Genomic DNA, 24,067 nt, shown 5'->3' with positions numbered 1-24,067 from the left:
ATTCCCTCCCTTAACATTAGATTGACTTCGAATCATATTTATGTATCCGCTTCCAATATGAGTTAGGTAGACTTGCGCGGCTCGTCGAAAATAAGATATCACTCATGCTACCATACTTTTATAGTAGAGTGGAATCGAAAAATGCGGCCAGTTTATGTTAACGGATCTGATGTCTTTTCCTTATAAAACAAAAAATCGCCTCAAAATAGAGGGTCTAACCCACCATTTCAAAAGGCGATTCTCTTGTTCAATTCCCACAAAATTAGATCTTAATTTTCAATACAACCTTACGAACAGCTTCTTTCTCACCAGCCATAACAGCCGTCATATGCCCATCCTGCGGGTAACAGATCACTAGATCCCCGGAGCATACAGCTACTGTGGATTCTAAAGTTCCAGTGAAAAATACGGCATCTTTCTCATCACTGTACTCTTCTTTTACATTAAGACGCTCAATCGCAGCGTACCCGATTTTCTCTTTACCTTCCAGAATATAATGGAGGTCCAGATTCTTTCGGTGCGCTTCCCAGAAACATTCCTCAGCAGCTTTTGTCTCGTACTCATTGATGAAATAAAAGAGTTCTTCGTCCACTTCATGACGTCCCGCTACCTTCCCAGTAAAATCCGTGTCGCGTAAAAATTGCAGTCCCCTTTGAATCTTTGGTCCGAAAGCAGCCTCGTCTTCCAGCAGATGTGTTAAAGAATCTACGATCACTATGGTAATCCCCCTAAAATGTGATGTTCAGCTATTACGCCCTTTCGGGTACGTATAGGTGTATATAGGTTTATAAATGTTTATATAATTCATAATAAGGGTTTATTAAGGTTTGGTCTATGCCATTTTTCACGTGTGCTGTAATTGAAGGAGTACAATTTAAATCACGGCCCCTAGTTTTCGCAGATAACTGCACAAAGTACAACTATCCTTCTCCCTTAGCACACTGTGGGGTGTTTAATTGCACTGAATACACTTATTTTTTGGTATTCATGGACTTAACCGGCATATTCGTGTGTTTAGTTGCACAAAGTACATCTATCCATACATTCGAGCGCCAAAAGTCAGAAATAAGTGTATAAAATACATCTATCTCACTCACTACCTCCGCATCTGCTTGGTAGCGTCAAAAAGTTTGTGTAAGAGAATAGCACCTTCGTCCGCACACTCCTTTTCCCTTCACGACACACTCCTCTACATTTCTCTCACTACTCTACACTCCACTACATACTCCTCTGCACCACACTCTTCCTTTCCTTTCAAGTAACCATAATCAGCCAGAGTAACACTTTCATGTACTGTAATTGATTTAATTTTGAACTATGCTACAATCATCAGTACAGTTCCACAATAAGAGAATCATATTCAGGAAGGTGATAATATGTCCATTAAACAACTTCATACCCCAGAAGATTTGCAGCAATTTCTAGACCAGCCCGGTAAGCACCTGCTGTTCAAACATAGTACCACTTGTCCGATCAGCGCCAAGGCTCATGATGAGTTCCAGGCATTCCTGAAGGATGCGGACACGTCTGCGGCTATCGTCCATGTTATTGAAGATCGTCCTTTATCACTGCAAATTGCTGATGATTTCGGAATCAAGCATGAATCCCCGCAAATTTTCCTGCTGGAAGATGGCGAAGTACGCTGGAACACCTCCCACTGGAAAATCACCCAGTCCGCTATTAAAGAGGCTGTGAACGCATGAGCAAGCAAGTAATTGTCTACTCAACAGCCGGCTGCAGTGAGTGCACTATGGTAAAAAAAATGCTGACGGAACAAGGAATTCCGTTTGAAGTAAGAGATGTTATGACTAGCACACAGTATCAAGAGGAAGTCGAGCAACTGGGATTCATGGGAGTTCCCGTAACCGTTGCTGGAGACGTGGTCGTAAAAGGATTTAATGCCGATGAGATCCAGGCTTTAATTCAAGCGGCTGTATAAATTGTAACTAGCAAAAAAAGAGCGGAGTTCCTGCAGAATGTTCTGCAAGGGCTCTGCTCTTTTCATTAAAACCATGAATCAGCTCAGCTTCTTAATAACCGCTAATAAAAAGGTTTCGGCCAGACTATCCTTTTTAATTGAAGCTGCAGCCTCCTCCAGAGTGAACCAAACGGCTGTATCCACTTCCGAGCTGACCTGGCTTAAATCCTCAGAATCCACAATGCTTATATAATTGATCATTAGGGTATTTGAAGGTTCATAATATAGGCTGCGCATGTACTCACTACTTACAACTTCCAGCCCAATTTCTTCTTTGACCTCGCGGATAAGAGTCTCCTCAGCGTTTTCCCCTTTGTTAATATAACCTGCCACCAGTATGTAGTAAGGCCGATTATATTGCTGAATTAGAAGAACCTTATTCATATCTCTATTCATAACAACCGTACTGATCGCTGTACTAAAGATAGGAAATCTATAGGAAGCGCAGTGATCACAATAAGGGATCAAACCTTCCCCGTCACATTCTTTATCGACCAACTTTGTTCCGCATTCATGACAATGTCTCAAGCTGCTTTCCCCTCCAGTATGGATAATAAGTCCAGCTATAATTTTAACCAATTTTAGAAGCCGGTACAATTACGCTGATGTCGTTTTGGCATCGCCTGTTTTTTACAGTGTAATCGCTGCGTTAAATTTGAAGAAATGAAGTTCCTCTGGTTTTTTCGGACAGGGTTTCTTTGTTGGGTGTGGAATTAGAAGGGGAGCCTGAACTAGAGGCAACCATAAACGATGAGTTGGAGGGACAAGAAATCAATGAACAAAATTGTGAATTTTGCGCACCGGGGTGCGTCCGCAGTATGTCCGGAGAATACGATGGTAGCCTTTCGCAGAAGCCTTGAACTGGGCGCCACAGGCATCGAGACGGATGTTCAAATGACCAAAGACGGGAAGCTTGTCCTCATCCATGATGAAGAGCTGGAGCGCACGACTACCGGCACCGGTTATGTGAAGGATCAGACGCTCGAAGAGCTCCAAAGGCTCGATGCCGGATCTTGGTTTGGCAAAGACTTCGGCGGCGAGACCCTGCCAACTCTGGAGGACTTGCTGCAACTGCTGCAGGGACAGGACATCATCCTCAACATTGAGTTGAAGAACGGCGTCTTTCTATACCCGGGCATGGAGGAAAAGGTGATCGAAGCCGTCAGAGCTTTTAACATGTCTGAGCAAGTCATATTGTCGAGCTTCAACCATTATTCACTGGCTTATTGCAATACTCTGGCCCCGGAAATCCGCACCGGAATTTTATATATGGAAGGGTTGTATCGTCCCTGGGATTACGCTGCTACGATTGGAGCAACGGCTCTGCACGCATACCACTATGCAGTTCTACCTGAATTTGTGTATGGGGCTGCAGAACACGGTGTGGATTATCATCCTTTTACGGTAAATGATCCAGAGCAGATGAAGGTTCTTCTAGAGGCAGGTGTATCCGGAATCATCACGGACTATCCCGATGTGTTGGCCAAACTTCTGGCTGCTGAAGGAGTGTGACGGCGTGAAAAAAGTCTGGCTGCTGGGCTTTGGCTTTTTCAGCATTAGTATTACTTGGAGCTTATATAATGCCTTTGTGCCTTTCTTCTTGGAACAATACGTGCACAGCGTTGCTCTGATCAGCTTCCTGATGACCATTGATAATTATTTCGCATTATTTCTGCAGCCATGGATCGGCAACCGAAGTGACCGAACTTCCACCCGTCTAGGTCGGAGAATGCCGTATCTCATGATCGGAATGCCGTTGGCTGCTGTCTTAACTATGCTGATTCCGTTTCATACCGGACTTTTTACGCTGCTGCTGTATATGATGCTGATGAATCTGGCTATGAGTCTGTACCGCTCTCCAACCGTTGCACTAATGCCCGATATTACACCCGATACTCATCGTACGAAGGCTAATGGACTTATCAATTTTATGGGCGGTATCGGCGCCATTTTGGCCTTTGGTGTGGGTTCAATCCTTTACGAAGCAAATACTGCTCTGCCTTTTATCGTGGCTGGTGTGATTACATTATTGTGCCTGTTTATCGTCTCGCGGTACATTAAGGAGCATCGGGATGGTGTGAACCAAGGGCAGGAAACGGCGGTCACAGAGGCAAACGTACAACCCAACCGTATTTCATTCAGGGGACAACTCGACCGTACGACCGGATGGCTGCTGGCGGCTATTTTCTTCTGGTTCGTGGCTTATCAAGGTGTAGAGACCCTGTTCACTCTATACGGCAAACATCATCTGGGTCTGAGCGAGCAGGCCGCATCCTTCTCCCTTACCTTCTTCTCTTTAGCTTTCGTATTGTTTGCCATTCCGAGCGGCTGGCTTGGGGCACGTTTTGGGAAAAAGAAAATGATTATCCTCGGAGTATGCGGTCTAATCGCCGTCTATTCACTCGTAGGGTTTGCCAAAGATCTGCTCGTATTGCGGAGTTTGCTTCTGCTGGGAGGGCTATTCTGGGCATGTATTAATATTAATTCCTACCCTTATGTTGTGGCTACAGGTACAGAAGAAAGTATAGGGACTCGTACGGGTATGTATTATCTGGTGTCTTCACTCGCGGCGATTACTTCGCCCCCTATGCTTGGTTTATTAATAGATCAGTACGATTACTCTATCCTATTCTACGTAGCGTCCATCAGTATGGTTGTAGCTCTCCTATGCCTCATTATGATGACGGGGCGGAGGAAGTCTGCGAGTCGTTTCCATACTCCGGGCGCATAGGCCGAAGGATCTGCTAGATAAGAATACTAATGACTCTAAAGACCTTATTTACTTCAAAACGCCCCATTTCGCATCTATGCGGACACAGAATTCACTATTGAGCTGAAATCGAGCTATTTAAGAGCTTATATTTAGGAATAGCGTCTCCTGTGTCCACTTCTGCTTCTCATTCCTGTTTTGCACGAAAATAACGGATCTGTAGTCCACATGACAGCCAGAACCTTTATTCTCTTGTAACGATGGACAACAAAATACCCCAACCTGTGGAATATTGATATTCCGCCGGGCTGGGGTATTTTTATTTACCTGGTTAGCCTTGACTGCTACTATTCAGAGGCTCAGATATCCAAATGCTCCACGCAGTTATACAGCTCACAGCTCCAAGCTCCTTCGTGTTGATTAATCCGGGTAATCGAAGTGTTTTTCAACACTTCATCCACGCTGAGGTTAGGTACCAGTTCTCTAAGGCTGTGACGAAGAATGGCTCCGTGGCTCACAATCAGTATGTTTTTTCCCGGGTGCTTGGCGGCAATGTCCTTAATAGTCTGACTGCCTCTAATCCTAGCCGCTTCGGGAGTTTCCATCCCCAGATCAAGGGTTTTCCAAGCGCTGCCCCACCGTTCGATCCGATCCGCCTCCGTTGTTCCCTCTATTAAACCGCCATTCATCTCACGGATGCCTGGCAAAGTCCCTGCAATTTCAATGCCCAATCGTTCTGCAATGATCTCTGCGGTTTGTCTCGCTCTAAGTAAATCACTGGAATAAATGAAGTCCCACTGCTCGCCGCTTAAACGTTCTGCAATAGCAACCGCTTGCTGCTTGCCTTCCTCGTCCAATGCATTATCCGTATGTCCCTGTGCACGGCCCTCCTTGTTCCAAAAGGTACTTCCATGCCGAATTAAGCCTATCTTAGTCAAGTTTACAACCGCCTTTTTTCCAGTTATAGGATGATACTTTCTCTTATTATAAACGAAGCGTGGGATAAATAGGAATTTCCAGCCCTCGATCATATGTTAATATAAAAAGCATGATTATTATCCCGCAGACTTTTTATGCCAAAAGGAGCTTTCATTTATTATGAAAAAACATGTATCACAACTGTTTCTGGTTATTGCTGTTCTTATTATTATGATTAGCACAGGTTTTTCTCCCAGTTCTCCCGTTTACGCAGCCACACCCATGGTTAAAAATGCTGTGTTTGTGGATAAGAACAACCATTCCTTCATCCCCTTCCGCTTCTTGAACGGTTATGCAGGTATAACTACGACTTGGAACCCGGCCGAGAAACGAATGGATATTGTAAAAAAAGACATCAAGCTCACTCTATATTTGGGCCAAGCCACCGCCTACATCAATGATAAGCCTGTTTCACTCACAGATCTTGCCTTTAGCGATAACGGTATTACTTATGTTCCGCTTTCTTTTGTTAGTGAGGCGCTGGGTATGCAGCTGGAATGGAACGCGATGGCATCATCTTTAAGTCTTCAGAGTGGAGATACATCTGCGACTTTACCTGTCCTTGCAGGGGCGCTTATCCCACAAGAATCACAGGCGATTGTCAGTAGTAAAAAAAACTATAAAGTCGGTAGTCGCTCCTTCAGTGTGCAAACAGTAACCATTGCCCTCCTGCATCCGAAGGTTAAGCTCGACGTTGTACTGGCAGGAAATACGGTAGGCAAGGTTGAGGAGCTTAGCAGTCTGGCAAAACGCAATAATGCCATTGTCGCCATCAACGGCACATTCTTTGATGCCTATACCAAAGGAGATTATAAAGCACCCTATGGTTATATTGTCAGCGGCGGAAAAATGCTGAAGAACAGCTCTGGGGATCGTCGGGCGATTTTTACCTATGACAAGAATCATCTGGCCGCACTTATTCCCGGCTTGGACTTCAAGGATCAATTCGCAGCGAATTCGATTGAAGGCGGGCTGCAGGCGGGTCCCCGTCTGCTCACTGACGGAAAGATATCGCTCGATGTGAAAGGTGAAGGTTTCAAAGACCCCAAAATCCTGACAGGCGGCGGCGCGCGCAGTGCACTGGGTCTGACACGGGACCACAAACTGATTCTGCTAACCTCAAGCGGCGCTACTATTCCGCAATTGGCAGAAATCATGAAGCAAGCCGGGGCTTATCAGGCCATGAATCTAGACGGTGGTGCCTCTAGCGGTTTGTACTATAACGGTAAGTACCTTACGACACCCGGTCGCCAAATCAGCAACGCCATCGTGGTAAAATATCAATAGGAAGTCTGAAGTCTACCTGAAGAGATATGCATTAGTGTGTAAGAGCGGATTTGTGTGGGAGTGAGTGAGTGAGTGAGTGAGTGAGTGAGTGAGTGAGTGAGTTTGATTCGAGCGTGTGGGCAAGTGCGTACTTTTCGTGTGAGAGTGTGCGCTCGTGCGTGTGGGCAAGTGCGTACGTGTGAGGCACGCTCTATTAAGTAAGAGTAACCAATGTGGGTGTGCAGATTTAAGTGTATTTTATACAATTAAAATCGCTTTGCTCACCGAATTTAACCGTTTAATTGCACTCTGTACAATTATATCCCCAATGTACGGCTGAGATTTCGATATAACCTCTATTTAGTTGCACATTGTGCACTTAAACGTCCTAAGTTAGTTGTTTTACTTTAAATAAGTGTACATTGTGCAACTATCTGTAAATTCGAAAAGCCTATTACATGGCTTCCCCTTAGTTTTGCATGCTTTCCCCTGCCCGTGATACTGTAGCTATATGGAGAGGAGTGATAACATGGAGACCATTCTGATCGTCGAGGATGACGCCAAGCTTGCGGGTTTGCTTAGTGCTTACCTGTCTAAATATGAGTATCATACAGTAATTGTTAAAGATTTCAGCGCTGTGCTGGATAGCTTTCAAGAAAGCTCTGCTGAGCTGGTATTGCTGGATGTTAACCTGCCAAAATATGACGGTTTCTATTGGTGTCGGCAAATTCGCAGCCTGTCCCTCTGTCCCATATTGTTTATCTCTGCAAGAGACAGTGGAATGGATCAGGTCATGGCTTTAGAGAACGGAGGGGATGACTATATCACTAAGCCGTTTCACTATGAGGTTGTGCTGGCCAAAATCCGCAGCCACTTGCGCAGAGCCTATGGCTCCTATGCCCAGAATCAGGAGGAGCGTAAGCTGCAATCCGGCAGTCTAACCCTATATCCCGAGCGATTAGTCATTCAATATCATGAAGAAACAGCCGAGCTTACTCAGAAGGAAGCCCTCCTGCTTGAGGCTTTGCTGCAGAAGGAAGGTCGTGTCGTTAGCCGGGAGCGGCTGCTTGATCTGATGTGGGAGGACCAGCATTTTATTGATGATAATACATTGAACGTATACATAACCCGGGTTCGCAAGAAACTTAAGGATCTTGGACTTGAAGAGGCTGTAGAGACCATAAGAGGCGCAGGCTACCGCCTAAGCCTAAGCGGCATCAACGAATGATGAGACTCTTCTGGAAGAATCAGCTGCCTTTGTTGTTATTTTATGCGGCCCAAACCGTGCTCGTCCCTCTGCTGTATTGGTTGTCAGGGGAGAACAGACCTATCCGTATTATTTTGTACGGAATGACACTTAGTTTTGTTATTCTTGCTTTATACCTTGGCTTCCGTTACCTTCAACATTATAGACTATACCAAAGACTAAGCCATCCTGAATCTGCACGGCTCGATCATCGGTCTTCACTCGGAACCGCCCCGCTGCCCGAAGCCATGGATGAACTCATCCGCAGATACGACCAACACAATCAAGAACAGCTACACACACAGGTACGGCGTATGGATCAGCATATCGAATTCATTAATCGCTGGGTGCACCAGATGAAGACACCTCTCTCTGTCATTCAGCTTACCTTGCAGGATGTGGAGGATGCCGCTGCCGACAGCATTCAGGAAGAATTGGAGCGGCTGCGCAAAGGACTGGAGATGGTCTTATATACCGCACGCCTAGACCGGTTTGAGGATGACTTCCACGTTGAGCCCACTTTCTTGCGTCAGGCAGTGAGTGAGGCGGTTAGCGAGAATCGCAGACTTTTTATCCGCCGAGGGATACGCCCGGTAATACAGATTAATGAGGAACTCTCAGTGTACACCGACGCCAAATGGCTTCGGTTCATGCTGAGCCAAATCTTAACCAATGCAGTGAATTATACGCAGGGAACAAATAAATCCGTTACGATCACTTCATATTCTCAAGGAACGGATACCATCCTCCAAATTACGGATCAGGGAATCGGTATTTCTCCCGAAGATCTTAAACGGGTCTTTAATCCTTATTTCACCGGAGAACGCGGACGACAGTATCATGAATCCACCGGCATGGGTTTGTATCTGGTTCGTGAGATTTGCACTAGGCTCGGTCATAAGGTGGAGCTTCAATCCAGGCCCGGGGAAGGGACCATTCTGCGGCTCACTTTCATTAGCACACGCAAAATACAAGAATGATAGAAAAGCACAAATGAATAGATAACGCATAAGGGTACTCCAAGTCTGATTCAGACAGGAGTACCCTTAATTTATGTATATCAGGAAGAATAAGGATCAAAACCTAGGGGATACTAAGACAACTATTGATTCAGGACGGAGGATTACGTGTGAACAACAAACAAAAGTCAAACCACAAGAAGCCCCTTATCGAGGCTCCCGTTAACTCCGTCCCAGCTCCAAGACCGCTAGATTCTTCACTGAAAATGAATTTACAGGAGATCAGCAGCCGTATCGGCAAAAGCTCCGATGTTGTAGTCAGGGAGTTCACTAACCAATCCTTAAACTCTCTGTCTATGGCTTTTATATATATTGACGGCTTGGTTAACTCCGAAACATTAAACCGGGGCGTACTACAACCGCTGATGGAAAACATCACCTCGGAGTCCGATTCCATTTCTGCCGCGCAAGCCATTTCCCTGATTCAAGATCAGATGCTGCCGGTGGGTGGCGTCAAAGAATGCCTAACGATCGAAAATATGCTGGGATTGCTATTTGAGGGCTACACACTCATTCTCTTGGACGGGATTAGTACAGGCCTTGCTGCCGACACCTCCGGTTGGGAAAAAAGGAGCATCAACGAACCTACTTCCCAGGGGGTAATTCGTGGTCCTAAGGAAGGCTTCACCGAGAGCCTGCGTACAGGCACCTCCATGCTGCGCAGAAGACTGAAAACACCGGATTTGCGAATCGAGCAATATAAAATAGGACAGCGCACCCAAACGGGGGTAGCCCTCATTTATATCCAGGGCCTGGCTAGTGAGCAGGTGCTGACTGAAATTCGCCGCCGCCTGGATTCCATTAATACGGATGGTATTCTGGGGAGTAATTACATTGAGGAATTCATTCAGGACGGTGGACTGACTCCCTTTCCCACCATCCAGAATACAGAGCGTCCTGATGCCATGGCTGGAGGCATTCTGGAAGGACAGGTCGGTATTATTGTTGACGGAACACCCTTTGCTTTATTGGCTCCCTCTACCTTCTTCAGCTTCTTCCAATCCAGTGAAGATTACTATCAGCGTTTTGATATTTCTTCCTTCTTACGTTTAATCCGGTATTCTGCTTTTTTTGTATCCATGCTGCTTCCTGCTTTATATATTGCTGTAACTACGTTTCACCAAGAGATGCTTCCAACAACAATGCTCATCAGCGTGGCTTCCCAGCGTGAAGGTGTACCTCTGCCGGCAATGGCGGAAGCACTGCTGATGGAGATAACCTTTGATGTTCTTCGAGAGGCCGGAGTACGTATGCCCCGCACCATTGGTCCAGCGATTTCCATCGTCGGAGCTCTCGTTCTAGGACAAGCCGCCGTTCAAGCCGGGCTAGTATCAGCTGCAATGGTAATCATTGTTTCCTTCACCGCCATTTCCAACTTTGTGATTCCGTCACTGGCGATTGCGAATTCAATTCGTCTCATCCGTTTTGTCATGATGCTAATTGCAGGCTCATTGGGTCTATTCGGAATAATGTCCTTTCTGATCGTCCTGCTCATCCATACAGCAGGACTGCGTTCATTCGGGGTTCCCTACCTGTCTCCAGTTGCCCCTATGACTCCGCGCTATCTCAAGGATGTATTCATTCGTGTACCCCTATGGAACATGGCTATCCGCCCTAAGAACAATTTAGGCAAAGAAACACGGAGACAAGCTCCCAATCAGAAACCTCAACCCGTTGAAATAAACAAAAAGCCGCAGGGAGATGATCCATCATAAACGGAAAAATCGGCTCCATTCAAGCTGCTATGTTAGTTGTGAATACTATTTTCCCAACGGTTACTGTGGTGCTTCCCGGCATTATCGGTAATTATGCGGAACAGGACGCACCTTTTGTCATTATTTTATCCGCTCTGGTCGGGCTAGGCATTGCAGCACTTGTTGGAACAGTCATTCGAATTAACAACGGTGCACCGTTTCTGGATTGGATTGGAGAAAAAAGTTCATCCCTGATTGCTACCGTTCTGGGCCTGCTGCTGCTCCAGTTCTATCTGTCTACATCGTCTGGAATTTTGCGCGAATTCGTAAATTTCATTAAGGATAACGTGCTATTAAATACCCCAGTTACTGTATTAACTCTCCTAATTCTGTTGATAACGATTTATATGGTGAAGCAGGGAATAGAGTCCATTGCCAGAGTGAACAGCATCGTTATCATGCCTTTAGTGTTCTTTACCCCTCTTTATCTGATTGGATTATCCGGAAACTTGAATATTCATCGTCTCCTTCCACTATTTGACCATAACGTTGCGGAGTTTACACTCGGTAGTTTGACACCCATTTCATGGTTGTCAGAGGTAGCCGTTCTGCTATTTCTTGCCCCGTATTTGAAATCTCCGCAGAAGGCCCGTTTTATTGGCTGGTTGGGTCTTCTTTCAGTTTCTCTATTACTGATGTTTTCTGTGATTACAAGCCTGTTGGTCTTTGGGCCTGATTATATCAAGCTGACCACTTATCCAGGTTTTTCGACTACCAGCGTTCTTCATATCGGAAAATTTATCGAGCGAATGGATATCTTGTTCATCTCCTATTGGGTATTGTCCATCTACCTTAAGTTTTCGATTTTCTTATTTGCTACCGTAGAGTGTTTTAAGCAGACATTTCGTGTCAAGGGCAGCACACCATATATCGGGGCACTCGGCCTGGTGATAGCTTTAGAGTGCCTGTTTACCTGGCATGACCCGGCTAAATTTAATGCATACAGCAATGAAGCCTGTTATTTGGTTTTCATTCTGTTCAACGCGCTCCTTCCGTTGGCCATTATATTACTTCACCGGTTTCGTCAGTCTAAATCCAAGAAGAATGGGTGTGAAACATGAGTAAACAAACTACTTCAGGAAACAAGTTTATCTGTTGTTTGCTATGTCTCTTTGTTCTATCCACTCTGTTAACCGGCTGCTGGGACGACCGGGAGCTGAATGAGTTGGGAATAACATCAGCTTCGGGCTACGACTTTGAGGACAATCAATGGGTAGCCACCTATCAGGTGATCAACCCCTTCGCCGGCTCCAGCAGTTCGGGCGGAGGTGGAGGCGCCAGCTTGAGTGCCCCTCCTTTCTTAACCTTCACGGTAAAGGGAAAAACGATTATGGACGCCATCGAAAAAACCAATATGACAAGCTCTCGGGAAATGTTCTTCTCCCACTCGCGAATTACTGTCCTTGGAGAAAAATTGGCACGAAAGGGCGGCATTACCCAATTAATTGATATATTTCTACGTAAGCAGGATGCCAGAGAAACCGTCTATGTATTTATTGCTCAAGGCAAAGCTAGCGACATTATAAATCAGTTAATGCAGTTGACCAAGAATCAGGGGGTTGGCATACAGCTGATGATCGAGCAGGAGTCCAAATTGGTCTCCTTTTATCCAGGTGTCCGGTTGTATGAGTTAGCCATGGCCCTATCCTCTGAATCCAAAAGTGCAGTTATTCCGGAAATCCGCCTTACGGGCAAAGAGGTTATGAATGAGCTCACCGAAACCAACCGCACGGATCTGCCTTCCCGGCTGGCTCTGGGGAAACTTGGCATTATTAAGGGAGAACGTATGGTAGGCTGGCTGTCCGATAAGGAAGCCTTAGGTTTATCTTTTTTAACCAATCAGATCCAGAGGGCTACTCTTTCCTTCGCCTCGCAACCGAAAGTGAGCCAGAAGCCTGATGCCTCACTTATTCTCCAAGAAGCCAAGACTACTATTCATCCCATATGGGCAAAAGACCATTACATCATGGATGTAAGCGTAAAAGGCACTGGTGTGCTGACAGAGCTGGGTAGCGTTATGGATTTGAATAAGCGGGCTGCTATTTCGCAAATGGAACAAACCGTCGAATCAAACATATTGGGTCTAATGGAAAACTCATGGCAGGCTGTTAAGAAGTTAAACGCCGACGTCACGCGCTTTGCTGTAAAGATTCACCGCAGCGACCGTAAACACTGGAAGCAAATCGAAAAAGATAAAAGCTGGGATACCGTTTTTCAAAAGATTGAAATTCGCCCCCATGTAGAGATAAAGATTGTCCGGGTGGGCTTAAGCAACAAATCCTTTAAGTCCATAGAGTAGGATTGAGGTGCATGTATGAGAATAGTTATAATTCTTGTTCTCTATACCATTGCTTTTTATTGGGGATGCAAACAGCTGGGAGGGAAAGGACGTAAACGGCACTGCTTGTGGTACGGTTGTATCCTTACATGGTGTGCTTATAAGCATATATCCGGAAGTATACAGGCACCGAGCCTTAGCGTCTCTTCTCTGTATATCGCCTTCTTTCAACCCGCCGGTAAAGCGATTATCCAATGGTTAGGGGGTTAATTTATTCATGGTAAAAGAGCAAGTATCTTCCCTGCAAATTATATTTATGATTATGCTGTTCGAGATTGGCAGTACGCCGCTGTTTCTTCTCGGCAGCAAGGCCAAACAGGATTCTTGGCTGGCGATGATTGTTGGATCGGCGGCCGGATTCTTGCTTCTTCTCCTACTATTATGGATTCAGCACAGCTCCCCCAAGATGGATCTGATTGGTATGTTAAAATTCCATTTCGGACGTATTGCGGGTTCCATCATCGGTGGAACCTATTGCATGTATTTCGCTTACCAATCCATGCGTAATGTACGCGATTTGGGTGAGCTGACATCCATGACACTATTACAGAGGACCCCGATGTCTTTCACAATGCTGATTTTTGTATTTACCGCGCTTTACGCCATATGGAAGGGTACCGAGGTCATCTTCCGGCTGCCCGAGGTATTGCTGCCGATTGTGCTTTCCTTTTATGGACTGCTCATTTTTCTGCTCGGAATTGCGGGCTCTGTGAATTTCAGCCATCTTTTGCCAGTATTTGATAGCGGCCTTAGACCGATATTAAAAGCTGCTTTACCGGATATTGTTTCTTTTCCATTCGGCCAGATGATTGTATTTCTGATGCTGTGGTCTTTATGGAATAAGCCCGGAGTTCCGGTTAGAAACACCCTCTCGGCTTATATAGCCATCAGTATCTTTCTAATTTTCATGAACGCGTTGAATGTGGCTGTACTCGGGCCGACTGTAGCCGGAATAAGCCAGCTTCCCTTCCTAAAAACCGTTCGGACCTTATCCGGCTTGAAGTTTATTGAACGACTTGACATCTTGGTCACCATTCAGCTGTTCATTGGGCTGCAACTCAAGATGATGCTATTCTACTATTGCGCTGTTAAAGGAGTTACAGGCCTGATCGGGAAGCCAGCGAAATGGTGCGTTTATCCCGTTGGGGCTATGATCTATGCCGCCTCCTTTCTGGAGAGGGACTACACGCAGCATATTACCTTTGGTCTAGGACCCAGCCTTAAGATAGACACCCTCTTCCAGATCGCCATCCCAATACTGCTCGCTCTGACCATTTTGGTTCGAGGTAATAACAAGCGCTCTTCTTAATAAATACGAACATAACCTTAACAGCGCTGTAAGATAATTTTAAGGTAAATCCATAGCACCTCGGGGACACATCCTGTACATTGGAAGCAGACCAAGAAGCACTGCCTTGCGCTTCTACAGGAAAGGATTGACCTACATGAACGTTCTGGAAGTTAAAGCCTTAAATAAGGTGTATCCGGGTAAAGTGACCACACAAGCGCTAACCGATATTCACCTCAGCATTGAAAGCGGAGAATTTGTCGGTATTATGGGACCGTCAGGCAGCGGAAAAACCACTTTGCTTAACATGGTATCTACCATCGATCAGCCCTCTTCAGGTGAGATAAACATCAACGGCAGTAACCCCTACGTATTGAATAAAAAGGAACTGGCCCATTTTCGGCGTCGACAGCTCGGCTTTGTTTTTCAGGACTTCAATCTGCTGGATACCTTAACGGTTGCCGAGAATATTGTACTGCCGTTAACACTGGATAATCGGAAGTTGAGCGAGATGGAATCCCTGCTCGACAAAGTGGCTGGACGGCTGAATATCAAAGATATTTTGAATAAAAGAACCTTCGAGATCTCAGGCGGACAGCGGCAGCGGACAGCGATTGCCCGAGCGATTATTACCTCTCCTGCTATGATTCTGGCCGATGAGCCTACAGGTGCGCTGGATTCCAACTCCTCACGGATCGTGATGGAATCGCTGGAGGATATCAACCGTAAAGAAGGAACCACCATAATGCTCGTGACACATGATCCACTGGCAGCGAGCTATTGCAACCGAATTGTCTTCATCAAAGACGGTAGGCTAGCTGCCGAAATACACCGGGGAGACAACCGCCAGGCCTTCTTTCAAAAGATTATCGACACACTCTCGTTCTGGGGAGGGAATAGTCATGAACTTTCCTCAATTCGCGTTTAATAATGTTCGCCGCAACGCGCGCGCATATATTGCTTATTTTCTAAGCAGCTCCTTTATGGTCATGGTGTTTTTTGCCTATAGCGTGTTCATCTATCACCCGGAAATTACAAACAGTGATATGGGACCCAGAGCAGCAACGAGCATGCAGGTAGCGGCCTACATTGTGTATGTATTTGCTTTTTTCTTTGTGCTGTATTCTATCAGCTCTTTTCTCAAGTCGCGCAATTTGGAGTTTGGACTTTTGTCCATACTGGGGGCGAGGCCGGGTCAGATTAACGGGCTGATTTTCCTGGAAAATATGATCATCGGACTATTTGCGATCGTCAGTGGAATTGCCGGGGGCATGCTGCTCTCCAAGTTCTTCCTTCTGCTCAGCACCAAAACAATTGGAATTGGAGAACTGCCCTTTTACTGGCCGATGAAGGCTATAGTGATTACCTCCGCCTCTTTTCTCTCGTTATTTCTGGTCATATCAATTTTCACTTTGCTGTTTATTCGCAAAAACAAGGTCCTGGAGCTGCTTCAGGGTAATGCCAAGCCAAAAAAACAACCCAAAGCCTCAATACTTCTATCTTTATTCGGGGCTGCATTGTTGGCCGTTGGATACTACGCGATACGCTGGCAGCTAAGCCCGGTGTCGATAACTCTCGCAGCTGTTACGGGTATTGCCGGAACTTATTTCTTTTACTCTCAATTATCCGTTCTGATCATGCGCCTGCTGCAGCGCAGCAGAAAATCTACTTGGCGCGGCACGAGGCTGCTCTGGATCTCAGAAATGAGTTATAAGCTTCGGGATAATTCCAGAATGTTATTCATGATCACTGTTGTCACTGCCATAGCGAGCATGGGCGCAGGGGTAGTCCTTTCGATTAATCAGGCTGGACGAGAGATTTATTCAGCCAATCCTTTTGCCATCACAAAAACCTATTACAAAAAACCTGCTGCTGAGCCCGATCGAAGTGAAATTGTTGAACAACTGAAGGCAGCTGGGGTAGAATACACGGAGGCAAGAGCCGATATTCTGGACGGGTTTACCAAAGGAAGCCAACGTGAATTATTACAGCTTCTAAGCTTATCTCAATATATGCAGATAGCTCCCTTAATCGGCCTTCCTGAGGAAAGCTCGCTTGGACTAAATGAGGCTATTCTCATTACTTCAAAGGAAATGGAAACCTCTGACTATGTTCATAATGGAATGCTTACTTTAGAAGAACAGCCGACTACTGCACTTAACATTAAGGATAATCTTGTTAGTGACTCTCTAGGTTTTTCACCTGCTGAAGCACCTCTACTCATTGTTCCGGATAAGTGGATGGATACCCTGTCGGTGGCCAAATCTGCTCAATCAGGAAGAAACATTATATCTACAATCATGTTTTTATATAAGGTCCCGGCGTGGGATACAGGTTCATTACCAACAGTAGATAGCCAAGAAGCGAAGGTTGGAGACCATCTTACGGAGTGGAATGAATCGGCAATTAAAAATAACAGCGATCTAAGCTTCTACTTAAGAATGCGCGCCAGTAATTATTTGTTTCTTAAACAAAGTACAGCCATGCTCAGCTTCATCAGTATCTTTGTCGCATTGATATTTTCTGTCTCATCGGCAAGTTTCTTATACTTTAAGCTCCATAGCGAGCTGGCGGCTGACATCCGTATGTATCGTGCACTGTCCAAGATCGGCCTTAGCACTAGTGAAATGTCTGCTGCGGCTACGAAACAGATTGCAATCCTGTTCTATATCCCGATCGTCGTGTCAGCCATACAAAGTCTGGTGGTTATCAGCCCTATTCTTACTGAAATGGGTATCACTAATGTAGTTGAGCCTGTTCTAACTACCTTTGCTGCTTGCCTGATTCTACAAACCGTATTCTTCCTCATCGTTAAGTCGCGCTATATTCACAGCCTTAAAAAGATGATGGTATAGGGTAGAACTTCGGGTTTGGCGGATTGAGGCTTTCGCGGTACACTGGTTGTGCTGGATTCGCCGTACGGGAGGAACCCCATAATGTCAAAAGCCGATCACATGCTGTCCATTCTCTGGATGGTGAAGGAACGAAAAAGAACTGCCGGGGAAGTGGCTGAAGCGCTGGAAATCAGCATTCGCTCGGTGTACCGCTATATAGATTCGCTGTGCGCCAGCGGCGTACCGATTATTGCCGATGCCGGGCTTGGTGGAGGTTACAGCCTCCCGGAGCATTTTAAAGAAGCCCCATTATTCTTCGATTCCGAAGAGCAGCAGGCTCTCGTGCAAGTCTCTGCCTTCGCCCGGGGAACCGGCTATCCCTATGTGGAAGCTCTAGACCGAGCGATAAATAAGCTTAAAAGGTACAGTAATTCCGGACAATTAGAGCACATGGAGCGCCACGAGAGCGGTATTGAAACCTTGCATTCTCCAACCGCACCGCTGGAGCATCTGCTAAAGGAGCTGGAATTTTGTACGGCCAACGGTTACACACTGCACATGGATTATCGCAAGGGAAATACCGAAGCACCCACCTCAAGAGCTATCGACCCTTATGGGCTTGTTCTCTGGAAAGGGCAATGGTATGCGGTGGCTTATTGCCATCAACGACAAGAAATTCGCAGTTTTCGGGTGGATCGGATGATCGAATTGCTGAGAACGGGTGCGAGCTTTGAACGTCCTACCGATTTCTCCGCGCGTGAGTTTTTGCTGAAAGGTCTTCTTCCCGGCTCTAAGGACGAGGAGAAGTTGGTTACGGTTCTCATCCAATCCGGAGAAGAAATCTTGAATGACTTATGCAGTCACTGGTTGTTCGGACATACGCTTCAGGAGCGTACAGAGGGGCAAGCACGCTTCCAACTGGATAAAACCTCTTTATTCACCTATGTTCCCTACTTCCTTCTGCCATATGGTACAACCTTAACCATCCTTGAACCCGCTGCCCTGAAGCAAAAACTGGCTTCTGTCGCCTCCGAGGTGGCACACCATTATGAAACCTAAACAAAAAATTTTAAGATCACTGACCGTAATTGTCAGTGGTCTTTTTGTATAGTAAAGCTATGTCTTAGGACATAAATGACAATATCCCTGAAGGAGGAAGATTAATGAAGGAACTAAAATACGAATTCTATATTGGAGCAACACCCGAAAAGGTGTGGGAACATTTAATCTCCCCTGACAGTACGAAGCAAATCTACTACGGCAGCGTGATTCGTTCCAGCTTCAAGGAAGGTGAACTCTTGGAGTATATTGGGCCGGGTGCTGAAGGTGATGAAACTCTGCATGTATATGGTAAAATATTGGAGTTCACCCCACAGAAGGCTCTCCGCTTCATTCATAAGGTTGGACCTTCCTATCTTAAGGGCGGCGAAAATTATGAATCCCGGATAACCTATCTGCTTGACCCGGTCGGGGGCTGTACTAAGCTGACACTAATTCACGATGAGTGGCATCCTGACGATCCTTCCTATGCGGGCAGCAAAAGCGCTTGGTGGCAGATTATGAGCAATACAAAAACGCTGATTGAAACCGGAAGAACGCTTGATTTTGGGAGCTGGGAATAGAAGTCGCTACAGCGCCCATTGAGCATATAAAATAGAGCTTCAATTCTATTCCCCTACTGAGAAGCAATTGCTTTTCGGCAGGGGAATATTTTTTTGCCCTCGGGAAACATTTTTGTTGCAGGGACAAAGTTATTTACGTATACTACTATTGTGGCTTACCACAAAATAACTATCGATGAAAATTCAACGTAAAATATAGCTCATTAACTAAACCATAATGAAAGAGGGAGATCTTATGATGACCGGAACTAGTATTCCTTTGTCAGAAGCCGTCAACGGAAGTACGCTGCGCATTAGCGGTATAGAGGTTCAGGGTGTGTTAAGAAGAAGATTGCTTGACCTCGGATTTGTGGTCGGCAATGTCGTGGAGGTTCTGCGGCGCAGTCCGCTTGGAGACCCTACCGCCTTTCGGATAAGCAACACAACGATTGCCTTGCGCAGAGAAGAAAGCTCACTGATTTACGGAGAATGCATCGGAGGTGGAGAATCATGAGTCATTACACTGTCGCGTTTGCGGGCAACCCTAACACGGGTAAGAGCACTCTCTTCAACCTGTTGACCGGTATGCGCCAGCATACAGGCAACTGGGCTGGCAAAACGGTTATCACTGCCGAGGGAGAGTTCACTCACAATGGTCATAAATACCAAGCAGTCGATCTTCCGGGGACGTATTCGCTGTATTCCAATTCGGCAGATGAAGAAGCCGCCAGAGACTATATTATCTTTGAGCAGCCGGATGTGACACTCGTGGTTCTTGACGCTACGTCGCTTGAGCGCAATCTAAATCTTGCCCTGCAAGTTCTGGAGATCACCGGACGGGCGGTTGTCTGCATTAACCTAATAGATGAAGCCCGCAGACTTGGTATTGAAATTAACCTAAAGGCTATCTCAAAGAGACTCGGTGTTCCTGTCGTTGCCATATCGGCGCGCAATAAAATCGGAATTTCAGCATTGCTTGATCAGGTGGAACGTGTCGCTACAGGTGCTTTTACAGCCCAACCTCTCCATATCACTTACAATGATGAAATTGAAAAAGGGATTGCCCTGCTTCTGCCGATGGTAGAGCAAACGATCGGTTCCAAATTCCCGGCACGCTGGATAGCACTTCGCCTGCTGGACGGTGAAGACAGCCTGCTTACTTCACTTAAAGACAACATCAGCCGAAAAACGATGTCTGGAACAAAGGAGGTTATTAGCCATGGAGTCACCGCATACGACTAAGGGTTCTGAAGCTATCGATTCTTTGCTGCTCGCCGCCAAGAGTCTTGCTGACGGCGGAGCCATTCGAGATGAGATTGTCAGTGGCATTTATGGTGTATCTGCAGGGATCTGCAGCGATGCTGTAACCTACCGCGATAAGAAAAAACTGAAGAGCACTTATAAGCTTGATAATATTGTTACCTCCAAAATATGGGGTTTTCCGATTATGCTCGCAATCCTGGGAGTCGTGTTCTGGATTACCATTGCCGGAGCCAATTACCCTTCAGGCTGGCTCGCTTCCTTCTTTGGCTTCTTGGAAGGTTATCTCACCGCCGGTTTTCAAGCCGTGAATGCTCCGGATTGGCTGCATGGTGTGCTTGTTCTTGGATTGTACCGGGGAACCTCATGGGTAATCAGTGTCATGCTGCCGCCGATGTTGATCTTCTTCCCTGTCTTCGCTCTTTTAGAAAATTTCGGTTATCTACCCCGCGTGGCCTTCAACATGGACCGCTTATTCAAGAAGTCAGGCGGGCATGGCAAACAGGCCTTGACCATGTCGATGGGCTTTGGCTGCAATGCTGCTGCTATCCTCTCTACACGTATTATTGAATCGCCTCGGGAACGCATGCTGGCAATACTGACTAATAACTTTGTACCTTGTAATGGCCGTTGGCCTACTCTGATTCTATTGTCCTCCTTATTTATGGCTGGAGCGGCTACAACGGGAACCCTTCGAACACTTGCTACAGCCTCCGTATTGATGGGTCTGGTCCTGATCGGTATTATCGTTACTCTAACCGTCTCCTGGGTGATGTCCAAAACAGCGCTGCGCGGTGTTCCCACCCATTATACGCTGGAGCTCCCGCCGTACCGCCGTCCGCAAATTTGGAAAACCATTCTTATAACTTCCAAGGAAAAGTCGCTTAACGTGCTAACCCGGGCCATCATCGTTGCGGCTCCAGCCGGGATTATCACTTGGATGCTGGGTAATATTTTTGTCGGTGGGGATAGCGTCCTGAACCATATGGCTGCTTTCTTCGATCCCTTCGCAAACCTGCTTGGCATGGACGGTTTTATTATTATGGCCTTTATTCTGGGGCTCCCAGCGAATGAAATCGTACTCCCTATTCTGCTGATGGGCTACATGTCCTCCGGGGCCATGGTAGATATTGAGGGCCTCGGCAGCATTAAGGATATCTTTCTAGCGCAAGGTTGGACTTGGCTTACGGCACTCAGCATGATGCTGTTCTCCCTGCTCCACTATCCATGCGGTACGACACTCATCAATATTTATAAGGAAACCAAAAGCATGAAGTGGGCTGTACTCTCAGCAGTCATCCCACTCGGCATCGCCATTACGGTTACCTTTACCGTTGCCCAACTTGTCCGATTGTTCGGCTGGGTGTAATCACAGATTGAATCCCACATCACCACCTAAACCATAGACTTATATTCTTAGGAGCGCCTAAGGGTATAAGTCTTTTAGCTGTATGCCTTAGCTGCTAACCCTTTTACTCCAAACACAACACTTCAGCCTGCATACTCCAACACCACACCATCACACACCTACCTCGTACTCCAACACCATAGTCCACCTGCATACCCCCAACACATACACCTCCTATATCCCCCGCTTACTAATACTTTACATACTCCTGCTATTCTAACTTTCTTCTTTCTTCTTATCTCTTCATCCGCAACTCGGGGTAGCGTCAAGAAGTTTGTGTACGAGAGTAGAAGTATCTCCTCGGGTATCCGCGACAAAAATACGGCAAATCGTCTACCTACATAGGTTCAATATATATAGTTGCACAACGTACACTTATATTTCTCCCTTAGCACACTTTAGGGTGTTTAATTGCACTTTATACACTTATTTTTGGGTATTCCGGGGTTTAACCGGCATATTCGTATTTTTAGTTGCACAAAGTACATCTATCCATACATCCGAGCGCCAAAAGCTAGAAATAAGTGTACAAAATACATCTATTTCACTGACTACCTCCGATTTTCGCCCAATTAATGGGATTAACTCCTCTAATTCATACTTAGCCACTGAAGGAAGCTTAGTAGTTTCTTGGTACGTGTAACTCGGTACGTGTGTCTCAGTAAGTTTGTCTCGGCAAGTGTATCGATAAGTGTGTCTCGGTACGTGTGTCGATAAATATACGCATTGTTCACAGAGTATCCACTCAAAAAAACCTCCGGTAACGTGCGTAATCCATGTCAGGCACCATCCGTTAAACGGGCGAATACACTAGGCATATGCTGATAAACAGAGAAGGGCAGCGGTTAAAACCTACTGCTACCTGCAGTATAGGAGTATTGAAAAGGAGAGGAGCAAGTGATGGCAGTTAAACTTTATCAGGGGCACTCTCCCCATTTGTCACATGCTGAAGTGAATGTTGTCATCGATGTCATACGGGCCTTTACCTTTGCCCATTATGCTTTTATTCAAGGGGTACAGGAGATTCTGCTGGCCGGGACAACCGATTCGGCATTTCGAATGAAGGAAGACTACCCTGAATACATGCTGGCAGGGGAAACAAATGGACTCTATATCGCAGGGTTTGATCTTGATAATTCCCCGGTTAGTCTTCTTCAGGCCGATCTGCAGGGGAGAACACTCGTCCAAAAGACTACCAATGGAGTGAAGGCGGCACTGAATGCGCTGGACGCAAAGCATGTGTTCGTCACCGGATTTACGAATGCCAGAACAACTGCTGAACATATTCTACAACTCTGCGGAGTCGATCAGAGCATTCAAATCATCGCTTCCCATCCTACCGGAGATGAAGACCTAGCTTGTGCGGAGTATATGAAGGATATCTTGGAGAATGGCGATAGCTTACTTGCGGCCCAAACCGCTTCAAGAATCAACACATCAGAGGCTGCCCATAAGTTTTACGACTTGAAAAGACCGGAATTCAGGAGTGGTGATATAGCAATGTGTTTAGAAGAACTGCACACACCATTTGTCATGAAAGTGAGCCAGAATAATAATTTGCCAAGGATTGTGAGGGTTGACCTGTGATGGATACTGAACTTAACCTGCCCGAGAGAAGCAGCAAACCGAGAGAACAGGGGATTACCGCGCTCATTGATACCGGTGTCCCTTTACAGTTTTTTCAAGATACTATCCTTAGCTCAGGGCAATATATTGATTATGTAAAATTCGGTTGGGGAACCTCTGTGGTAACCAAGCATTTGGAGAAAAAAATAGCCTGCCTGCAAGAAAACGGGATCGACTTCTTTTTTGGCGGAACCTTATTCGAGAAATTCATCAGCCAAAATAAAATGAGTGCATTCGAAAGGTACCTCAACAGGTTCAACTGTAAATATATCGAGATATCGAACGGGACGCTGGAGATGACCAATAAAGAAAAGGCGATGTTTATCAAAAACCTCTCCAAAGATTTTATAGTTTTCAGTGAAGTCGGCGCCAAGGATAGCTCCAAGGCCCTGCTTCAGGATGCATCCGAGTGGGTGGAATGGATACAGGAGGATTTGGAAGCGGGATCCGCAAGGGTAATTACGGAAGCCAGAGAAAGTGGTACCAGCGGGATATGCCGTGACAATGGAGAAATGAGATTGGAGATTATTGATAAAATCATAGAAACCGGAATTGATCTGCAAAAAATCATTTTTGAGGCTCCCTCCAAAAAACTGCAGACGATATTCATCCAGCTGGCTGGACCCAATGTGAACCTGGCTAATATCTCCTTCACAGACCCGATTCCCCTGGAAACACTAAGGCTCGGGCTGAGATCTGATACTTTTTTTCTTAACAAGGAAACAGCACCTTCTCTATTTCAAGTGGTACCCGAATGAAAA

23 protein-coding genes are annotated in these 24,067 nt (G+C 46.0%); 20 read left to right on the top strand and 3 right to left on the bottom strand.

The features are described 5' to 3' along the window. Positions 1 to 262: 262 nt before the first annotated feature. Positions 263 to 715 (bottom strand): YhcH/YjgK/YiaL family protein, encoded by a 453-nt coding sequence (locus tag J2T20_RS11865; protein WP_307588526.1) that lies wholly within the window; start codon positions 713 to 715, stop codon positions 263 to 265. 661 nt (positions 716 to 1,376) lie between these two features. Between J2T20_RS11865 and ytxJ the strand changes: the two genes are divergently transcribed. Beyond that, positions 1,377 to 1,703, top strand: coding sequence for a bacillithiol system redox-active protein YtxJ (gene ytxJ / locus J2T20_RS11860; protein WP_307588524.1), 327 nt, complete (start codon positions 1,377 to 1,379; stop codon positions 1,701 to 1,703). Beyond that, positions 1,700 to 1,939 (top strand): glutaredoxin family protein, encoded by a 240-nt coding sequence (locus tag J2T20_RS11855; RefSeq protein ID WP_307588523.1) that lies wholly within the window; start codon positions 1,700 to 1,702, stop codon positions 1,937 to 1,939. Before ytxJ ends, J2T20_RS11855 begins: the two co-directional genes overlap by 4 nt. Before the next feature lie 78 nt (positions 1,940 to 2,017). On the opposite strand, the gene J2T20_RS11850 is transcribed toward J2T20_RS11855, so the two are convergent. Continuing rightward, positions 2,018 to 2,506 (bottom strand): NAD(+) diphosphatase, encoded by a 489-nt coding sequence (locus J2T20_RS11850; RefSeq protein WP_307588522.1) that lies wholly within the window; start codon positions 2,504 to 2,506, stop codon positions 2,018 to 2,020. A 246-nt stretch (positions 2,507 to 2,752) separates the two neighbouring features. On the opposite strand from J2T20_RS11850, the gene J2T20_RS11845 reads away from it, so the two are divergent. Together J2T20_RS11845 and J2T20_RS11840 are read left to right on the top strand one after the other, a co-directional pair. Next, positions 2,753 to 3,490, top strand: a complete 738-nt coding sequence (locus tag J2T20_RS11845) for a glycerophosphodiester phosphodiesterase (RefSeq protein ID WP_307588520.1) — start codon at positions 2,753 to 2,755, stop codon at positions 3,488 to 3,490. A 4-nt stretch (positions 3,491 to 3,494) separates the two neighbouring features. Next, the gene (locus tag J2T20_RS11840) at positions 3,495 to 4,709 is read left to right on the top strand and encodes an SLC45 family MFS transporter (protein ID WP_307588518.1); all 1,215 of its coding nucleotides are present in this window, start codon (positions 3,495 to 3,497) and stop codon (positions 4,707 to 4,709) included. Between the two features lie 338 nt (positions 4,710 to 5,047). Here J2T20_RS11840 and J2T20_RS11835 read toward each other — a convergent pair whose 3' ends face one another. Next, complete coding sequence (locus J2T20_RS11835) at positions 5,048 to 5,626, bottom strand: histidine phosphatase family protein (RefSeq protein ID WP_307588516.1); 579 nt, start codon at positions 5,624 to 5,626, stop codon at positions 5,048 to 5,050. A gap of 160 nt (positions 5,627 to 5,786) precedes the next feature. On the opposite strand from J2T20_RS11835, the gene J2T20_RS11830 reads away from it, so the two are divergent. The 16 genes from J2T20_RS11830 (at position 5,787) to J2T20_RS11755 (ending at position 24,064) form a co-directional block, all read left to right on the top strand. Then, entirely contained in the window at positions 5,787 to 6,953 is a 1,167-nt protein-coding gene (locus J2T20_RS11830) for a phosphodiester glycosidase family protein (RefSeq protein WP_307588515.1), read from the top strand. Positions 6,954 to 7,461: 508 nt separating this feature from the next. Then, a complete protein-coding gene (locus tag J2T20_RS11825) occupies positions 7,462 to 8,160 on the top strand; it encodes a response regulator transcription factor (protein WP_307588513.1) in 699 nt (232 codons plus the stop codon). Continuing rightward, complete coding sequence (locus J2T20_RS11820; protein ID WP_307588559.1) at positions 8,160 to 9,158, top strand: sensor histidine kinase; 999 nt, start codon at positions 8,160 to 8,162, stop codon at positions 9,156 to 9,158. Before J2T20_RS11825 ends, J2T20_RS11820 begins: the two co-directional genes overlap by 1 nt. Positions 9,159 to 9,403: 245 nt before the next feature. Further along, entirely contained in the window at positions 9,404 to 10,912 is a 1,509-nt protein-coding gene (locus J2T20_RS11815) for a spore germination protein (protein ID WP_373457788.1), read from the top strand. Next, entirely contained in the window at positions 10,906 to 12,012 is a 1,107-nt protein-coding gene (locus tag J2T20_RS11810) for a GerAB/ArcD/ProY family transporter (protein ID WP_307588557.1), read from the top strand. Before J2T20_RS11815 ends, J2T20_RS11810 begins: the two co-directional genes overlap by 7 nt. Continuing rightward, entirely contained in the window at positions 12,009 to 13,250 is a 1,242-nt protein-coding gene (locus J2T20_RS11805; protein ID WP_307588510.1) for a Ger(x)C family spore germination protein, read from the top strand. The genes J2T20_RS11810 and J2T20_RS11805 overlap by 4 nt, the downstream gene beginning before the upstream one ends. Positions 13,251 to 13,506: 256 nt before the next feature. Continuing rightward, positions 13,507 to 14,598: a GerAB/ArcD/ProY family transporter gene (locus J2T20_RS11800; RefSeq protein WP_307588509.1), complete on the top strand. Its 1,092-nt coding sequence runs from the start codon at positions 13,507 to 13,509 to the stop codon at positions 14,596 to 14,598. Positions 14,599 to 14,734: 136 nt separating this feature from the next. Next, positions 14,735 to 15,505 carry an ABC transporter ATP-binding protein gene (locus J2T20_RS11795; protein ID WP_307588506.1) on the top strand — a complete coding sequence of 257 codons (771 nt, stop codon included), beginning with the start codon at positions 14,735 to 14,737 and terminating at the stop codon, positions 15,503 to 15,505. After that, positions 15,480 to 17,432 (top strand): FtsX-like permease family protein, encoded by a 1,953-nt coding sequence (locus tag J2T20_RS11790; RefSeq protein ID WP_307588505.1) that lies wholly within the window; start codon positions 15,480 to 15,482, stop codon positions 17,430 to 17,432. Before J2T20_RS11795 ends, J2T20_RS11790 begins: the two co-directional genes overlap by 26 nt. An 81-nt stretch (positions 17,433 to 17,513) precedes the next feature. After that, entirely contained in the window at positions 17,514 to 18,470 is a 957-nt protein-coding gene (locus tag J2T20_RS11785; RefSeq protein ID WP_307588503.1) for a helix-turn-helix transcriptional regulator, read from the top strand. Between the two features lie 104 nt (positions 18,471 to 18,574). Next, the gene (locus J2T20_RS11780; RefSeq protein WP_307588502.1) at positions 18,575 to 19,033 is read left to right on the top strand and encodes an SRPBCC domain-containing protein; all 459 of its coding nucleotides are present in this window, start codon (positions 18,575 to 18,577) and stop codon (positions 19,031 to 19,033) included. Between the two features lie 238 nt (positions 19,034 to 19,271). Beyond that, positions 19,272 to 19,526, top strand: coding sequence for a FeoA family protein (locus tag J2T20_RS11775; RefSeq protein ID WP_307588555.1), 255 nt, complete (start codon positions 19,272 to 19,274; stop codon positions 19,524 to 19,526). Continuing rightward, positions 19,523 to 20,254 (top strand): FeoB small GTPase domain-containing protein, encoded by a 732-nt coding sequence (locus tag J2T20_RS11770; RefSeq protein ID WP_307588500.1) that lies wholly within the window; start codon positions 19,523 to 19,525, stop codon positions 20,252 to 20,254. Before J2T20_RS11775 ends, J2T20_RS11770 begins: the two co-directional genes overlap by 4 nt. Then, positions 20,232 to 21,641: a nucleoside recognition domain-containing protein gene (locus J2T20_RS11765; RefSeq protein ID WP_307588498.1), complete on the top strand. Its 1,410-nt coding sequence runs from the start codon at positions 20,232 to 20,234 to the stop codon at positions 21,639 to 21,641. The genes J2T20_RS11770 and J2T20_RS11765 overlap by 23 nt, the downstream gene beginning before the upstream one ends. Positions 21,642 to 22,580: 939 nt before the next feature. Beyond that, positions 22,581 to 23,267, top strand: coding sequence for a 2-phosphosulfolactate phosphatase (locus J2T20_RS11760; protein ID WP_307588497.1), 687 nt, complete (start codon positions 22,581 to 22,583; stop codon positions 23,265 to 23,267). Further along, a complete protein-coding gene (locus J2T20_RS11755; RefSeq protein ID WP_307588495.1) occupies positions 23,264 to 24,064 on the top strand; it encodes a phosphosulfolactate synthase in 801 nt (266 codons plus the stop codon). Before J2T20_RS11760 ends, J2T20_RS11755 begins: the two co-directional genes overlap by 4 nt. Positions 24,065 to 24,067: the final 3 nt, after the last annotated feature.

The organism is Paenibacillus wynnii (assembly GCF_030812855.1).
Classification (GTDB): Bacteria; Bacillota; Bacilli; order Paenibacillales; family Paenibacillaceae; genus Paenibacillus_AQ; species Paenibacillus_AQ wynnii_A.
The sequence above is the reverse complement of the archived record's forward strand: the minus strand, read 5'-3'. Positions and strand labels throughout refer to the sequence as shown.

Coding starts and splice junctions, on each gene's coding strand:
- J2T20_RS11795 (WP_307588506.1), top strand. CDS start 14,735: ATGAACGTTCTGGAAGTTAAAGCCTTAAATAAGGTGTATCCGGGTAAA.
- J2T20_RS11780 (WP_307588502.1), top strand. CDS start 18,575: ATGAAGGAACTAAAATACGAATTCTATATTGGAGCAACACCCGAAAAG.
- J2T20_RS11825 (WP_307588513.1), top strand. CDS start 7,462: ATGGAGACCATTCTGATCGTCGAGGATGACGCCAAGCTTGCGGGTTTG.
- J2T20_RS11805 (WP_307588510.1), top strand. CDS start 12,009: ATGAGTAAACAAACTACTTCAGGAAACAAGTTTATCTGTTGTTTGCTA.
- J2T20_RS11770 (WP_307588500.1), top strand. CDS start 19,523: ATGAGTCATTACACTGTCGCGTTTGCGGGCAACCCTAACACGGGTAAG.
- ytxJ (WP_307588524.1), top strand. CDS start 1,377: ATGTCCATTAAACAACTTCATACCCCAGAAGATTTGCAGCAATTTCTA.
- J2T20_RS11790 (WP_307588505.1), top strand. CDS start 15,480: ATGAACTTTCCTCAATTCGCGTTTAATAATGTTCGCCGCAACGCGCGC.
- J2T20_RS11815 (WP_373457788.1), top strand. CDS start 9,404: ATGAATTTACAGGAGATCAGCAGCCGTATCGGCAAAAGCTCCGATGTT.
- J2T20_RS11830 (WP_307588515.1), top strand. CDS start 5,787: ATGAAAAAACATGTATCACAACTGTTTCTGGTTATTGCTGTTCTTATT.
- J2T20_RS11820 (WP_307588559.1), top strand. CDS start 8,160: ATGAGACTCTTCTGGAAGAATCAGCTGCCTTTGTTGTTATTTTATGCG.
- J2T20_RS11785 (WP_307588503.1), top strand. CDS start 17,514: ATGTCAAAAGCCGATCACATGCTGTCCATTCTCTGGATGGTGAAGGAA.
- J2T20_RS11845 (WP_307588520.1), top strand. CDS start 2,753: ATGAACAAAATTGTGAATTTTGCGCACCGGGGTGCGTCCGCAGTATGT.
- J2T20_RS11775 (WP_307588555.1), top strand. CDS start 19,272: ATGACCGGAACTAGTATTCCTTTGTCAGAAGCCGTCAACGGAAGTACG.
- J2T20_RS11855 (WP_307588523.1), top strand. CDS start 1,700: ATGAGCAAGCAAGTAATTGTCTACTCAACAGCCGGCTGCAGTGAGTGC.
- J2T20_RS11800 (WP_307588509.1), top strand. CDS start 13,507: ATGGTAAAAGAGCAAGTATCTTCCCTGCAAATTATATTTATGATTATG.
- J2T20_RS11765 (WP_307588498.1), top strand. CDS start 20,232: ATGGAGTCACCGCATACGACTAAGGGTTCTGAAGCTATCGATTCTTTG.
- J2T20_RS11760 (WP_307588497.1), top strand. CDS start 22,581: ATGGCAGTTAAACTTTATCAGGGGCACTCTCCCCATTTGTCACATGCT.